This window comes from Asanoa iriomotensis (assembly GCF_016862515.1).
Lineage (GTDB): Bacteria > Actinomycetota > Actinomycetes > Mycobacteriales > Micromonosporaceae > Asanoa > Asanoa iriomotensis.
Map to the genome: position 1 here is coordinate 49,069 of NZ_BONC01000017.1, position 14,131 is coordinate 63,199.

General features: G+C 72.3%; 13 protein-coding genes. 3 read left to right on the plus strand and 10 right to left on the minus strand.

Going from position 1 to position 14,131, the window contains the following annotated elements:
- Positions 1–19 precede the first annotated feature (19 nt).
- Positions 20–826 (plus strand): SDR family NAD(P)-dependent oxidoreductase, encoded by an 807-nt coding sequence (locus tag Air01nite_RS14330; RefSeq protein ID WP_239090714.1) that lies wholly within the window; start codon positions 20–22, stop codon positions 824–826.
- A gap of 74 nt (positions 827–900) precedes the next feature.
- On the plus strand, positions 901–2,724 hold the full coding sequence (locus Air01nite_RS14335) for an alkyl/aryl-sulfatase (RefSeq protein WP_203702697.1): 1,824 nt from the start codon (positions 901–903) through the stop codon (positions 2,722–2,724).
- Positions 2,725–2,731: 7 nt separating this feature from the next.
- Here Air01nite_RS14335 and Air01nite_RS14340 read toward each other — a convergent pair whose 3' ends face one another.
- The 9 genes from Air01nite_RS14340 to Air01nite_RS14380 all read right to left on the minus strand — a co-directional run bounded on the left by Air01nite_RS14340 (position 2,732) and on the right by Air01nite_RS14380 (position 11,538).
- On the minus strand, positions 2,732–3,580 hold the full coding sequence (locus tag Air01nite_RS14340; protein ID WP_203702699.1) for an alpha/beta fold hydrolase: 849 nt from the start codon (positions 3,578–3,580) through the stop codon (positions 2,732–2,734).
- Positions 3,581–3,597: 17 nt separating this feature from the next.
- Positions 3,598–4,677 carry a PucR family transcriptional regulator gene (locus Air01nite_RS14345; RefSeq protein ID WP_203702701.1) on the minus strand — a complete coding sequence of 360 codons (1,080 nt, stop codon included), beginning with the start codon at positions 4,675–4,677 and terminating at the stop codon, positions 3,598–3,600.
- A gap of 45 nt (positions 4,678–4,722) precedes the next feature.
- Positions 4,723–5,511, minus strand: a complete 789-nt coding sequence (locus Air01nite_RS14350; RefSeq protein ID WP_203702702.1) for an efflux permease Rv1217c-related protein — start codon at positions 5,509–5,511, stop codon at positions 4,723–4,725.
- A complete protein-coding gene (locus Air01nite_RS14355) occupies positions 5,489–6,415 on the minus strand; it encodes an ABC transporter ATP-binding protein (protein WP_203702703.1) in 927 nt (308 codons plus the stop codon). The genes Air01nite_RS14350 and Air01nite_RS14355 overlap by 23 nt, the downstream gene beginning before the upstream one ends.
- Before the next feature lie 98 nt (positions 6,416–6,513).
- Positions 6,514–7,803 carry a Na+/H+ antiporter NhaA gene (gene nhaA, locus Air01nite_RS14360; protein WP_203702704.1) on the minus strand — a complete coding sequence of 430 codons (1,290 nt, stop codon included), beginning with the start codon at positions 7,801–7,803 and terminating at the stop codon, positions 6,514–6,516.
- A gap of 183 nt (positions 7,804–7,986) precedes the next feature.
- Entirely contained in the window at positions 7,987–9,285 is a 1,299-nt protein-coding gene (locus tag Air01nite_RS14365) for an ArsB/NhaD family transporter (RefSeq protein WP_203702705.1), read from the minus strand.
- Positions 9,282–9,728 carry a CBS domain-containing protein gene (locus tag Air01nite_RS14370; RefSeq protein WP_203702706.1) on the minus strand — a complete coding sequence of 149 codons (447 nt, stop codon included), beginning with the start codon at positions 9,726–9,728 and terminating at the stop codon, positions 9,282–9,284. Before Air01nite_RS14370 ends, Air01nite_RS14365 begins: the two co-directional genes overlap by 4 nt.
- 99 nt (positions 9,729–9,827) lie before the next feature.
- The gene (locus Air01nite_RS14375; protein ID WP_203702707.1) at positions 9,828–10,841 is read right to left on the minus strand and encodes a sensor histidine kinase; all 1,014 of its coding nucleotides are present in this window, start codon (positions 10,839–10,841) and stop codon (positions 9,828–9,830) included.
- Complete coding sequence (locus tag Air01nite_RS14380; RefSeq protein ID WP_203702809.1) at positions 10,834–11,538, minus strand: response regulator transcription factor; 705 nt, start codon at positions 11,536–11,538, stop codon at positions 10,834–10,836. Before Air01nite_RS14380 ends, Air01nite_RS14375 begins: the two co-directional genes overlap by 8 nt.
- Positions 11,539–11,655: 117 nt before the next feature.
- Here Air01nite_RS14380 and Air01nite_RS14385 point away from each other — a divergent pair, with 117 nt between their 5' ends.
- Positions 11,656–12,738 carry an NAD-dependent epimerase/dehydratase family protein gene (locus Air01nite_RS14385; protein WP_203702708.1) on the plus strand — a complete coding sequence of 361 codons (1,083 nt, stop codon included), beginning with the start codon at positions 11,656–11,658 and terminating at the stop codon, positions 12,736–12,738.
- On the opposite strand, the gene Air01nite_RS14390 is transcribed toward Air01nite_RS14385, so the two are convergent.
- Positions 12,710–13,996, minus strand: a complete 1,287-nt coding sequence (locus Air01nite_RS14390) for a hypothetical protein (protein ID WP_203702709.1) — start codon at positions 13,994–13,996, stop codon at positions 12,710–12,712. The genes Air01nite_RS14385 and Air01nite_RS14390 overlap by 29 nt on opposite strands.
- Positions 13,997–14,131: the final 135 nt, after the last annotated feature.

A 14,131-nucleotide genomic window follows, 5' to 3' on the forward strand; every position in this document is an offset into this window, starting at 1 on the left:
TCCGTGGTTTCGTTTTGGTATGAAGCTGCTTGAGGACAAGAACGCCGTGATCTACGGCGGCGGGGGTGCCGTCGGCGGTGCGGTGGCGCGGGTGTTCGCCCGGGAAGGTGCGCGGGTCTTCATCGCCGGGCGCACGCAGGCAAAGCTCGACACTGTGGCGCGCGACATCGCCGCCGCGGGCGGCACCGTCGAGACGGCGGTGGTCGACGTCTTCGACCAGGCGGCGGTCGAGCGTCACGCCGGCGCGGTCGCCTCTGCGGCCGGCGGCATCGACGTCGCGCTCAACGCCGTGAGCGTCATGCACGACCAGGGGACCCCGCTCGCGGACCTCTCGGTAGAGGAGTTCATGCGGCCGATCGACGGCTTCCTGCGGGCGCTGTTCATCACCAGCAAGGCCGTGGCGCCACACATGGGGCACAAGCGTCCGGGCGTCATCCTGACCTTGTCGGAGCCGGGTGCCAAGCTGGCCGTCGGCGGCATCCTGGGGCACGCGGCGAGCGCGGCCGGCAAGGAGGCCTTCGCCCGGATCCTGGCCGTCGAACTGGCGCCCAGCAACATCCGGGTCGTCGGCATCCGCCCGCACGCGATCGTCGACGCACCGGCGGCCGGCTCCTACACCAAAGACGTCTTCACCCAGATCGCGGCGGCCGCCGGGGAGTCGGTCGAGGAACTGCTCGACGGCGGTGGCTTGGCGCAGGGGACCCTGCTCAAACGGTTGCCGACGCTCTCCGAGATCGCCGAGACGGCCGCGTTCCTCGCGTCGGACCGGCCGGGAGTCATGACGGGCGCGATCGTCAACCTCTCCGGGGGCGCCCTCGTCGACTGAAACGCGTCCCTCGCCAGAGCTGGCGGCGTATTGTCCGCTTTAGCCATTACCTAGCGATTCGGTGGGCGAAGGGCATGAGCTTTCCGTTCGGCGACGAGCGCGACTTCGCGGCCGTCACCCGCGGATTCGTGGCCGCGCCCGCTTCGGGCGTGGTGCGCGACGCCCGGGGCGAGCCGGTCTGGGACGCCGACTCGTTCGCGTTCCTGACCGGGGCGAGCCCGGAGACCGTGCATCCGAGCCTGTGGCGGCAGTCGTCGCTGGTCGCGCGGGCCGGCCTGTACGAGGTGACCGACGGCATCTATCAGGTCCGGGGCCTGGATCTGTCCAACGTGTCGTTCGTCGAGGGTGACACGGGCGTCATCGTGATCGACCCGCTCATCTCCGTGGAGACGGCCCGCGCGGCCATCGACCTCTATCGGTCCCATCGGGGCGACCGGACGGTTACCGGCGTCATCTACACCCACAGCCACGTCGACCACTTCGGCGGCGTGAAGGGCGTGGTGTCGGCGGAGGACGTGGCGGCCGGCGGCGTCCCGGTGATCGCCCCGGAGGGCTTCGTCGAGCACGCGATCGCCGAGAACGTCTACGCCGGGACGGCGATGGCCCGGCGGGCGGGTTACATGTACGGCGCCGCGCTGTCCCGGGACCCGCGCGGCGCCGTGGGTGCCGGTCTCGGGCAGACGACGTCGACCGGCACGGTGAGCCTGATCCCGCCGACGGTGACGATCTCGCGGACCGGTCACGAGCTCACCGTGGACGGAGTCCGGATCGTCTTCCAGCTGGCGCCGGGCACCGAGGCACCGGCGGAGATGCATTTCCTCTTTCCGGACCGGCGCGCGCTGTGCATGGCCGAGAACGCGACGCACACGCAGCACAACCTGCTGACGCTGCGGGGTGCGCTGGTGCGGGACCCGCACGCGTGGGCGGGTTACCTGACCGAGGCGATCGAGCTGTTCGCCGGGAAGGCCGACGTCGTGTTCGCCTCGCACCACTGGCCGACCTGGGGTGCGGACGACATCACGGAGTTCCTGGGGCTGCAGCGCGACCTGTACGCGTACCTGCACGACCAGACCCTGCGGCTGTTGAACAAGGGCTTCACCGGAGCCGAGATCGCCGAGCGGATCGAGTTGCCGCCGGCCCTCGACCGGGCCTGGCACACCCACGGCTACTACGGATCGGTCAGCCACAACGTCAAGGCGATCTACCAGCGCTACATGGGTTGGTACGACGGCAACCCGGCCCGGCTCTGGCCGCACCCGCCCGAGGAGGCGGCCCGCCGCTACGTCGAGTTCATGGGCGGAGCCGATGCGGTGGTACGCAAGGCGAAGCAGTCGGCCGCCGACGGCGACCTGCGGTGGGCGGCGCAGGTGCTCGACCACGTGGTGTTCGCCGAACCGTCCCATCAGGAGGGCCGGCGGGCGTTGGCAGACGTCCTGGAGCGGCTCGGTTTCGGCTGCGAGAACGGCACCTGGCGCAACGCCTACCTGTCGGGCGCGATGGAACTCCGGATCGGCAACTTCGGCACGCCGACGGTCACCAACTCGGCCGACATGCTCGCCCAACTGCCGCCACGGATGTTCTTCGACGCGATCGCCGTCCAGATCGACGGGCCGAAGGCCTGGGACCTGGACCTCGCGATCCGCTGGGAGTTCCCCGACCACGGCGAGACGTTCCGGACGACCGTGCGCAACGGGGTCTTCACCTACGTCCGCGACGGCTCCGGCCCGGTCACGCTCACTGTCACCGTGCCGCGGGCGGCCCTCGCCGGCCTCGCGGCGGGCGACCTCGACGCGGCCGAGGAGGCCGGCCTGGTGCGCGACGGGGACGCGGCCGTGCTGTCCCGGCTCACGAACATCCTCGATCCCGGCGACCCGGGCTTCAACATCGTCGAACCCTGACCCGGGCTCAGGCGGTGCTGACGAGCGCGCCGACGCGTTCGGGTTCGTCGACCTGCACGTAGTGGCGCGCGCCCGGCAGTAGGTGCAGGTCCGTGTTCGGGAACTCGTTCGCGAAGCTGTGCGCCACCCGGGGGTTGAGGGCCCGGTCCCGTGCGCCGAAGACCACCCGCACGGGCGGAGTGAAGCGGCGCAGGTCGGCGACCCGGCGCCGCCGGCGCAGCAGGGTGCCGAACAGGTCCTGGTTGAGGCGGAAGAACGCCGGCTGCTCCGGCGGGAAGTCCTTCGCCAGTTGCGGGACCACCTCGCGGCGCACCGCCGGATCGCTGATGAACGCGCCGACCTGCCAGGAGTAGATGCGTTCCTGCACCTCGGGACGGCGGCCGGCCAGGTTGCGGGCGACCACACCCAGCCCGGGCGTGGCGAAGACCGCGATCACGGGTGGCAGCAGCAGGCCGGGCACCCACTGGTAGTAGGTGTTCAGCAGAACGAGCGCCGCGACCCGGTCGGGGTTGGCCAGCGCCCAGTCGATGGCCGGCGGACCGGACGCGTCGTGGGCCACGAGGACGACCCGGTCCTGCCCGAGCCGCTGGGACACCGCGTCCATGACCGCGGCGACGTCGAGCGTCATGTTGTCGGCCGTGTACGGCCAGCCCTCCGGTTTGTCGGAGCGGCCCCAGCCGAGGAAGTCGAACCGCACCACCGGCCGCTGCGCATCGAGGTGAGGCATCAGGCGGTCGTACAGGTGCAGGTTGTCGGGAAACCCGTGCATCAGGACGATCGGGATCCCGGCGCCCGGCCGCACCTCGGCATGGATCTGGTGCCCGTCACGCATTACCGGCAGGGCATCCCCGGTCATCTCTCGACCATAACGCCTTACCCAGGGGCATTCGGGCGGTCGCGCGGATTGCCGGGCTGGTCCGGCCAACCGAGGAGGCGGGCGCCCAGGACGGCGGTGTGCAAGGTGAAGCGTTGGGTCGGGTCGCTCGGGTGGTAGCCGGTCAGGGCCTGGACACGGTCGAGGCGGTAGGTGACCGCGCGGACGCTGATGTGCAGTTGTCGCGCGGTCGCGGTGTGGTTGCCCTGGTTGTCGAAGAACGCCATGAGGGTGTCCAGCAGCGGGGCGGCGCCGCCGCGGGCCGAGGTCAGCGGTCCCAGGGCCGTGGTGACCAGGTCGACCATGGCGTCGCGGTCGCGCAGCAGCACGGGGAACACGAGCAGGTCCGCGGCATGGAGGATCGTGGCGGTCAGACCGAGGCGGTCGGCGAAGTCGAGGGTGTCGCGTGCCTCGTCGAGTGACGCGGACAGCCCGGCCAGGCCTTGATGGGCACGGCCGACCCCGATCTGCCATCCGTCGGGTCCGAGGTGGGCGAGCAGATGGTGCGCGAGTTCGGCCGGCACGCCGCGCAGGGATCCGGTGGCGACACACACGAGGCGACCGTCGCGCATGCTGGTCAGCGTGTTCCCGGCGCCGAAGCGGGCGGCGAGCGCCGCGTCGACGGCTTGGACGGTCGCCCCTGTCAGCCGCTCGGCCCGCGCCATCGCCACCGTGTGCTGGCCGGCGAGTCGGATGCCGTAGCGATGTGCGCGAGCGGCGAGTCGCCCGTGGTCGGCGTGGCCTGTGAGCAGGTCGTCGACGAACGCCGCCCGATCCTGTGCCTGCCGCCTGAGCTCCGCGCGGGTGTCCCGGTGGTAACCCTCGACCGCGACGGCGACGGTGGCCCGCAGCGCCTCCAGCATCCGCGCGGCCCGGCGGTGCTCGCCGGCGGCGGTCGCGTCGACCACCGTGCCCGGCCAAGCCGCCGCGGCCGCGGCGAGGAGCGCGTCGACGAGGTCGTCCAGGGCCACCGATCGCCGGGCGGCGTCCATGCCGAGCGCTGCCGCGAGGGCGGGATCCGCGGCGGCGACCGCCTCGGCGGAGGCCGCCGCGAGCCAGGCTGAGCTCTCGTCGGTCATGGGTCCTCGGTCCGGAGTGATGGGACGTCGAGCGGTTACGCGGGTTCAGACGCCGACGTCGCGCCGCTCGAACAGCACGATGCCGGCGACGCAGGTGACCATCGCGATGGCGACGAGGACCGCGATGTTCCCCCAGTGGAAACCCGTGCGGAGCGGGTCGGCGCCCGTGAAGTAGTGAAACGGTGTGAGCCATCTCAGCCAGCCGGCGCCGTCGATCATCCCTGACAGGGCCCGCAGGAGGTAGGTGGCGACCGCGACGGCGCCCGTGATGGCGACGACCTGCCCGCGACGTCCGGTGGCCGCTCCGATCAGGAAGGCGATGCCGCTGAAGCACCAGACCAACGCGATGAGACCCACGGACGCCGCCGCGATGTTCCGGAACGGGACGTCGATGTCGAGCCCGGCCGCGAGCGCGGTGACCAGCAACCACGGGATGGCCGCGACCGCCGTCACCGCCACGCCGGCGGCCGCGAGCCGTTGCCGTGCGAACGCCGACCGGGACAGCGGCACCGCGAGAAGCAACTCCATGGCACCCTCCTCCTCGGGGCGGGCGATCGTGCGTGCGGCCAGCAGGACACCGCACATGATCAGCAGTAGCGGGCCGATGAGGCTGTAGACGGTCGCTTCCAGGTAGCCGGCGGGCGTGGTCATGTTCTGGATGCCGACGAAATCGGCGAAGCCCTGGGGCAGGGCGTCGTCCTTGACCGCGGCGGTGCCTTGGAACTGGGGATAGAAGCCGACGTAGATGGTGACGAAGGCGGCCACCCCGACCGCCCAGCCCAGCAGCGAGCGACGGTCGTCGCGCCAGGTCTTACGCACCAGTGCGTACTGCATCACCGGCTCCTTCGGCGTGGTAGTAGTAGCTCAGGAACGTTTCCTCCAGGTCCGGCTCGGCGGAGAGCAGGTCCACGACCTCGTGCCGGGCGGCCGCCTTGACGAGCGGGCTGAGCCGACCGTCCACCGTGCACCGCAGGACGGGTCCCTCGACGACGACGTCGCTGACACCGGGAAGGCCGGTGAACTCGTCGACCGTGACCGGGTCGTCGAAGTGGATCTCCACCACCCGCACGGCTCGCCGCCCGAGTGACTCCACGCGCTCGACCGCCGCCAGCCGCCCGTCGCGGACGATCGCGACCCGGTCCGCGACCTGCTGCACCTCGGCCAGCACGTGCGAAGACATGAACACGGTCTGACCGGCCGCGCGCGCCTCGCGGACCATCGCCAGGAACTCCTGCTGCATCAGGGGGTCGAGGCCGCTGGTGGGCTCGTCCAGCACGAGCAGGGCGGGCTCGTGCATGAAAGCCTGCACCAGGCCGACCTTCTGCTTGTTGCCCTTGGACATGGCCCGCACCGGTCGCGAAAGATCCAGTTCGAGCCGCTCCGCGAGGGCCGTCACCCGCGCCCAGCCCACGCCACCACGGGCGGCGGCGAAGAAGCGCAGCAGGTCGGCGGCCGACTCACGGCCCGGGAAGCTCAACTCGCCGGGCAGGTAGCCGATCCGCTGGTGCAGCAGTTCCTTGTCGCGTCTGGGATTCATGCCCAGCACCGTCGCGCGGCCCCTCGTCGGCCGCAGGAAGTCGAGCAGGAGCCGGATCGTGGTGGTCTTGCCGGCGCCGTTCGGCCCGAGGAAGCCCATCACCTCCCCGCTGCGTACCTCCAGATCCAGTCCTTCGATGCCTCGGCGAGAGCCGTAGAACTTCGTCAGCTCTTCGGCCCGGACCGCTACGTCCGTGTCCATGCCATACAGGATCGAGCCCCGGCGGCAGCTCGTTCCAGAGCTGAGCTCGGCCGACAACCCGGCCGAGACACTTCCGGACCCCGGCAACACGTGGCCGCCTAGACGCGCGCCGCGGAGTCCGGGACGCCGTCGGCGTCCCAGTCCTGCTCCTCTTCGGCGCAGAGGCGCCGGTAGTGGCGGTTGCGTGCGCGGAGCACCACCGAGGCGAGGACGGCCGCGATCAGCGAGCCGACCAGGACGCCGACCTTCGCGTGGTCGTCGCGCGGAGTCCCGGCGCCGAACGCGAGCTCGCCGATCAGCAGGGAGACCGTGAATCCCACGCCGCCGAGCATCGCCAGGCCGGCGACGTCCCACCAGGACAGTCCGTCGGCCAGCTCGGCCCGGGTGAACCGCTGGACCAGCCACGTGGAGCTGGTGATGCCGACGACCTTGCCGACGACGAGGCCGAGCACGACGCCCACCGCGACCGGATCGCGGAGACTGCCCGCGAGGCCGCCCGCGCCGGAGAGCGAGACGCCCGCGGCGAAGAACGCGAACAGGGGCACGGCAAGTCCGGCCGACAGCGGGCGCCAGCGGTGTTCGAAATGCTCGGCGAGGCCGGGCCCGTCGCCGGGCGACCGTCGGATGACCGGGACGGTGAAGGCGAGCAGCACGCCGGCGACGGTGGCGTGGACCCCGGAGGCGTGGACGAGGATCCAGGCGGCCGCGGCCAGTGGCAGCAGCAGCCACCAGGATCGGACCCGGCGCTGCACCAGCAGGGCGAAGCCGGCCAGCGGCACCAGGGCGAGCAGCAGTGGGCCCCAGGCCAGCGCGCTCGTGTAGAAGATCGCGATGATCGTGATCGCGATCAGGTCGTCGACGACGGCGAGGGTGAGCAGGAAGGTGCGCAGGGCTGCCGGGAGGTGGGTGCTGATCAGCCCGAGGACGGCGAGCGCGAACGCGATGTCGGTCGCGGTCGGCACCGCCCAGCCGACCGGCGCGCCGGTGCCGCCGGCGACGTTGACGGCGACGTAGATGGCTGCGGGCACGGCGACGCCGCCCACCGCGGCGGCGACCGGCAATGCGGCCCGGCGCGGGTCGCGCAGGTCGCCCGCGACGAACTCGCGTTTGAGCTCGAGCCCGGCGACGAAGAAGAAGATGGCGAGAAGCCCGTCGGCCGCCCACTGCGCCAGCGTCAGGTCGAGGTGCCAGGACGCCGGGCCGAGCTCGACCGCCGACAGCGACCGATAGCCCTCCGACCACGGTGAGTTGGCCCATACCAGTGCCGTGACCGCGGCCACGAGCAGCAGGACGCCGCCGGCGGTTTCGGTGCGAAGGATGTCGGCGATGCGGCGGGCCTCGACCCGGCTGCCCCGGCCGAACAGCCGGTTTTGCGGCGATTTTGGCATGAAACGGAAGCCCTCCGGGTCGACGACAGACGATGCCGACCAGGCTTCCCGGCGCTCCGCACGCCAGCTTACGGCATGAGAGGGCTCATCGATCGATGGCAGTGGATGCCGGCTGCCCCGAGGACGGCGGCAACGCCGATGGCGAACAGATAGGCCAGCCACTCTCGCCGTCGGTCACCCGGGTCAGGCGAACGCGAAATAGCGCAGCCAGAGGTACGGGACGCAGAGCGCCACCGTGATCGCGGTGACGACCAGCCCATACTTCGTGAACTGCCAGAACGAGATCGGCCGTCCCGCGCGTTCGGCCATGCCCAGCACGACGACGTTCGCCGACGCGCCGATCGCCGTGGCGTTGCCGCCCAGGTCCGCGCCCAGCGCGAGCGCCCACCACAGCACCTGCGGGTCCTGACCGCCGTAGTCGGCCCGGACCAACTCGGCCACGACCGGGGTCATCGTCGCCACGTAGGGGATGTTGTCGACGACCGCGGACAAGGCCGCCGACCCCCACAGCAGCGCCATCGACGCGAGCCAGAGCCGCCCTTCGACGGCGTCCGACGCCGCCTGGGCGACCTGGTCGACGACACCGGTGGAGACCAGCGAGCCGACCATGACGAAGAGACCGGCGAAGAAGACCAGCGTCGGCCACTCCACGTCCCTGGCCACCTCGCCGGCGTCGAGGCGGGACAGGGCGAGCAGCACGAGCCCGCCCACGATCGCGACCACGGACGGCTCGAGGTGCAGCACCGTGTGCAGCACGAACGCGGCCGTCACCAGCGCGAGCACGATCAGCGAGACGACGAGCAGCCGGACGTCGCGGATCGCGTCGCGCTCCCGCAGGGCCAGGACGGACGCGGCGCGCGCCGGGTCATACCGGAACGAGTCCCGGAACAGCCACCGGCACACCGCCATGAACGCGATCACGAGCAGCACGACGATCGGCGCGAGGTGCACGATGAAGTCGTTGTAGGACAGGCCCGCGCGGCTGCCGATGATGATGTTCGGCGGATCACCGACCAATGTGGACGTGCCGCCGATGTTCGACGCCAGCGCCTCGGCGATCAGGAACGGGGCGACCGGCACGGCCAGGCGGTCGCAGACCAGGAACGTCACGGGCGCCACGAGCAGCACGGTGGTCACGTTGTCGAGGAACGCGGACGCGATCGCGGTGACCGCGACCAGGATGACCATCAGCCGGTACGGCCGCCCGCCCGCCCGTTTCGCGGCCCAGATCGCGACGAACTCGAAAACGCCGGTGCGGCGCAGGACCGCGACGATGAGCATCATGCCGAGCAGCAGGAAGATGACGTTCCAGTCGATGCCGGTGTCCTCGGCGAAGAACGCGTGCTCCGCGTCGGTGGCACCGATGATCAGCATCAGTGCGGCGCCGCCCAGTGCGGCGGCCACGCGGTGGACCTTCTCGGTGGCGATCAGCGTGTACGCGGTGGCGAAGACGCCGACGGCGAGCCAGGCGGTCGTGGTCACGCGGCGACCAGCCGGTCCAGGAGCGCGTCGAGGGTGATCGCGCCCAGCAACCCCTCCTTCCGGTCGACGACGGCGACGAGCGGGCTGCGCGACCGGGCCATCAGCGCGGCGACCTCCAGGACCGTCGCGTCGGGATCGACGACGGGCAGCTCGCGCTGCCGCTCGGGGAGGCAGTCCGCAACGGTCCGGTCGCCCAGTTCCCGCAGGAACAGGTCGGCGGCCGCCTCGTCGATCACCCGGGCCAGCGCCGGGTCGTCCTGGCAGTAGGACGGGATGGCCATCCGCAGCACCTGGGTGCCCGGCAGGATCGTCGACGGGCGGCCCGATCCGTCGACGACGATCAGACCCGGCAGGTCCTGACCGGCGAGCAACCGCGCCGCTTCGATCGCCGGGGTGCCGAACTCGACCGTCGGGAACGGTGCGGCAAGGTCACGAGCTCGCATGGTCTGCCTCCGGGCGCGGTCGTATTCATCGCCGACCAGACTTCCCGGCACACCTGCGGGAACGATACCCGTCGCTGGGCCGCGGCGCCTCAGGCAATGTCAGACAGCGGGGAGCCGGACCAGGAAGCGGCAGCCGTCGGCGGTGTTCTCCACCTTGACCGTGCCGCCGTGTGCCTCGACCAGGCCGTGCACGATGGCGAGGCCGAGGCCGCCGGAGGCGGAGTCGTCGACCGGTGGCGTGCGCGCCGGCTCGCCGCGGAACGCGACGTCGAACACGTGCGGCAGGTCCGCCGGTGGGATGCCGCCGCAGGTGTCGACGACGGACAGCCAGGCGCTGTCGTCCTCCCGGCCGCCGTCGACGCGCACGGTGCCGTCGCGGGGGGTGTACCGGATCGCGTTGAGCACCAGGTTGGCGATCACGCGGGACAGCTCGGGCTCGCTGGCGGTGACCGTCGGCCAGCCCTGTTGTCCCGCCTCGAGGCGGATCCGCCGGGCCGCCGCGAGCGGTGCGGCGGTGGCCAGCGCGTCGGACACCACGTCACCGAGGGGCACCGAGGACAGCGACAGCCGCAGCGCGCCGGCGTTGATCCGGGACAGCTCGAACAGGTCGTCGACGAGCCGGGCCATCCGGTCCGACTCGATCCGGATCCGCTGGTGGTAGTCCTTGACGGTCGCGGCGTCGTCGACCACGCCGTCCTCGAGCGCCTCCGCCATCGCGCGCAGGCCGGCCAGCGGGGTGCGCAGGTCGTGCGAGACCCAGGCGACCAGGTCGCGGCGGCCCTTCTCCAGGCGCCGCTCCCGCGCCCGGGCATGGTCGGCCCAGACGGCCGCCGCCGCCAGCCGGCGCCCGAACACCACGCCGATCGCCAGGCTCACGACGGCCGCGGCGGCCACGGTGATGACGATGACCTCGAGGTCGTGCGCGGAGAGGAACATCGCCTCGGCGACGGCGGTCACCGCCGACACCACCGCGAGGACCGCGATGCCGAGCAGCACGATGACGTGCACCGTGATCGAGGAGCGCCGGAGCAGGCGCAGCGCGACCGCGCCCAGCGCACCGACGACCAGGGCCGCGCCGAACGCGAGCGCGAGGATCACCAACAGGTCAGCCACGCGCGGCTCCACCCGGCTCGTAGCGGTAGCCGACGCCCCACACCGTCACGATCCGCCGCGGCTCGGCCGGGTCCGGTTCGATCTTCTCGCGGAGCCGCCGCACGTGCACCGTCACGGTGGACTGGTCGCCGATGCTCCAGTTCCAGACCTGTTCGAGCAGTTCCGCGCGGGTGAACGCGCGCGCCGGGTGGCGCAGGAAATGCGCCAGCAGGTCGAACTCGCGCAGCGTCAGGGACAGGTCGGCGCCCGCGCGGGTCGCGGTCCGCGGACCGGTGGCGAGGACGAGGTCACCGTCGCGGAGGAGCTCCGGTTGGTCCGGCACGGGCGCCGCGTGCGCGCGGCGCAGCACGGACTGCACCCGCAGCACCAGCTCGCGCGGCGAGAACGGCTTGGTCAGGTAGTCGTCGGCGCCGAGCTGCAGGCCGACCAGCCGATCCTGTTCGGTGCCCAGCGCGCTGAGCATCACGATCGGGACCCCGTCGGGCCGGGCGCGCAGGCGCCGGCAGACCTGCAGCCCGTCGAGGCCGGGCAGCATCAGGTCGAGCACCACCAGGTGGGGCGCCTGTTCGGCCACGGCGGCGAGGGCGGAGTCACCGTCAGCGACGTGGCTGACCTGGTAGCCGGCGTGCGACAGGTATCGGCAGACGACGTCGCTGACCGTCTGGTCGTCGTCGACGACCAGCACGCGCTGCGTCATCATGTCGGCAAGGGTAGCCACCTGGCCAGCGCAGCCGGCCGCCCGAAACCTTGTGGCTTTCTTACCGGGTCGGCGCGGTGCCGGCCGCCGCGGTCCGGCGGTTCTAACGTTCCCGGCATGCGGATCCTCGTGACCGGCGCCGCCGGGTTCATCGGCTCACACGTCGCCGACCTGCTCGCAGACGACGGGCACGAGGTGGTGGCGCTCGACGCGCTGCTGCCGCAGGCGCACGGCGGCGAGCTGCCGGCCTGGTCCGCGCGTCATGACCCGGTCGTCGGCGACGTCCGCGACCAGGCACTGCTGGCACGACTGCTGCCCGGGGTCGACGCGGTCTGCCACCAGGCGGCGATGGTCGGGCACGGCGTCGATCCGGCCGACGCGCCCAGCTACGCGGCGCACAACGACCTGGCGACCGCCACCCTGCTGGCGGCGATGCACACGGCCCGGGTGCACCGGCTGGTGCTGGCCAGCTCGATGGTCGTCTACGGGGAGGGCCGCTACCGCTGCGGCCGCGACGGCGTGGTCCGGCCCGCCGGGCGGCGGCAGGAGGATCTCGCCGCGCGTCGGTACGAGCCCCGGTGCCCTCGCTGTGGCGGGTGGCTGCGCCCGGAGCTCGTGCCGGAGGACGCGCCCCTGGAGCCGCGCAGCACGTACGCGGCGACCAAGCTGGCACAGGAGCATCTCGCCGCCGCCTGGGCCCGGCAGACCGGCGGGGGAGTGTGGGCGCTGCGCTACCACAACGTGTACGGGGCTCGGATGCCGCGCGACACCCCGTACGCGGGAGTCGCTTCGATCTTCCGCTCTGCCCTGGCGGCAGGACGGCCGCCGCAGGTGTTCGAGGACGGCGACCAGCGTCGCGATTTCGTCGACGTCGGCGATGTCGCGCGCGCGAACCTGCTGGCGCTGCTCGCCGACCCGCCCGTCGGTGACCTGGTGCCGGTCAACGTCTGCTCCGGCGAGCCGCACACGGTCGGCGAGCTTGCCCACGCCCTGTCCGCCGCGATGGCCGGGCCCGATCCCGTCGTCTGCCATGGCGGTCGAGCCGCTGACGTGCGCCATGTGGTCGCCGATCCGGCTCGCGCGCGAGAGCTGCTCGGGTTCCGCGCGCACGTCGACTTCACCACGGGTGTCACGCGGTTCGCGTCGGCACCGCTGCGGGAGCCGGCGGCCGTCAGGACACCGTCCAGAGCAGGTGGTTGACCAGCAGGGCCGTCAGCGCCTGGAGGGCCAGGCAGGTCCGGTGCCAGCGCGGCGGCAACCAGGCCACGGAGACCAGCAGCCACACCGCGAACGGGAGCCAGATGCGCTCGACCTCGGCCTTGCTGAGGCCGGACAGGTCGGCCAGACACACCGCGGCCAGGGCCGCGAGCGGTAGCCAGGCGACCGAGGGCACCCGCACCCGCCCCCCGGCGCGAAGCAGGGCCGGACCGATCACCGGCCCGGCCGAGAGCAACAGCGCCCCGAAGTTGGCCCAGACCCAGTAGGCGTACGGCCGCTCGCCACCCCAGCCCTGGTAGTAGCGCTCGACCACCAACCGGTAGCCCTCCCACCAGGCGAAACCGGCCGCGGTGAAGGTCGCGACCACGCCCGCGACGCCGACGATCCCCGCGCCCAGGGCGGCCGCCCGCCTGGTCGGGCGCAGCGCCACGACGGCCAGTGCCAGCAGCCCGACCAGCGTGAAACCGTAGGACAGGTAGAGGGCGAAGCCCAAGAGCAGACCGCCGACCAGCGGCCACCACCTTCGGGCGGCGAGCAATGCGAGGCCCGCCGCGACCGTCCCGGCGAAGATGCCGTCCGCTGACGTGCCGACCCAGACGGCTCCGGGAAAGACCGCCAGATAGGGGAGCACGGCGCGGGCGGCGGGCTCGGCGCCGAGGGACCTCAGCGCGCACGGCACCGAGACGGCGACGCTGGCGCCGACCGCCACGCAGGCGAGCGCGGCCCAGGTCGGCCCGCCGAGGCCGACCCGGTCGAGCGCGACGAAGAGCAGCAGCGCGCCCGGCGGGTGCCCGGCGGTGTGCGTCGACCAGGATCCGGGCTGGAAGTCGAGGATGCGGCCGGCGAACCCGGCAAGCATGGCGCGCACGTCGACGACGCCGGCGACCTCGTGCAGATACTCGGCTTGCGGCGTCAGCCGGTCACCCAACCCCGCGGGCCAGCCGTCGACCAGAGCGAGCGCGAGCGTCCACCCGAGCGCGGTCGCGTAGCCGGCGACGAGCAGCCGACCCCAGGCGAGCCGGGCGGCCAGGGCCGGACCCCACGCCGCGGTGGCGACGGCGAGCAGCACCGCGGCCGGCGTTCCCCAACCGACGTGCGGTTGCCAGGTCGCGTACACCGGTGCGGCGTCGGCGTAGAGGCCCGCGCCGCGCCCGTTGAGGATCCAGCCGGCGACGACCGCCGCGGTCAGGACGAGCGTCTCGATGATGATCACGACAAGGTCGCTGAGGCGGATCCGCACGAGGCCCGACGGTACGGCCGGACCTGCCGGGCGGCAGAACGCGCGGCCACGACGTCACCGTCTCGTAAGAAACCGTTGCGGCGTAAGGCTTCCGTAAGCGCGCCTAGCCGGCCGGACGCCGCCCGGATGGTTAAC

What these genes read in the sequence shown, in the direction of transcription:
- Air01nite_RS14330 (WP_239090714.1), top strand. Translation starts at nt 20, where the DNA reads ATGAAGCTGCTTGAGGACAAGAACGCCGTGATCTACGGCGGCGGGGGT.
- Air01nite_RS14335 (WP_203702697.1), top strand. Translation starts at nt 901, where the DNA reads ATGAGCTTTCCGTTCGGCGACGAGCGCGACTTCGCGGCCGTCACCCGC.
- Air01nite_RS14340 (WP_203702699.1), bottom strand. Translation starts at nt 3,580, where the DNA reads ATGACCGGGGATGCCCTGCCGGTAATGCGTGACGGGCACCAGATCCAT.
- Air01nite_RS14345 (WP_203702701.1), bottom strand. Translation starts at nt 4,677, where the DNA reads ATGACCGACGAGAGCTCAGCCTGGCTCGCGGCGGCCTCCGCCGAGGCG.
- Air01nite_RS14350 (WP_203702702.1), bottom strand. Translation starts at nt 5,511, where the DNA reads ATGCAGTACGCACTGGTGCGTAAGACCTGGCGCGACGACCGTCGCTCG.
- Air01nite_RS14355 (WP_203702703.1), bottom strand. Translation starts at nt 6,415, where the DNA reads ATGGACACGGACGTAGCGGTCCGGGCCGAAGAGCTGACGAAGTTCTAC.
- nhaA (WP_203702704.1), bottom strand. Translation starts at nt 7,803, where the DNA reads ATGCCAAAATCGCCGCAAAACCGGCTGTTCGGCCGGGGCAGCCGGGTC.
- Air01nite_RS14370 (WP_203702706.1), bottom strand. Translation starts at nt 9,728, where the DNA reads ATGCGAGCTCGTGACCTTGCCGCACCGTTCCCGACGGTCGAGTTCGGC.
- Air01nite_RS14380 (WP_203702809.1), bottom strand. Translation starts at nt 11,538, where the DNA reads ATGACGCAGCGCGTGCTGGTCGTCGACGACGACCAGACGGTCAGCGAC.
- Air01nite_RS14385 (WP_203702708.1), top strand. Translation starts at nt 11,656, where the DNA reads ATGCGGATCCTCGTGACCGGCGCCGCCGGGTTCATCGGCTCACACGTC.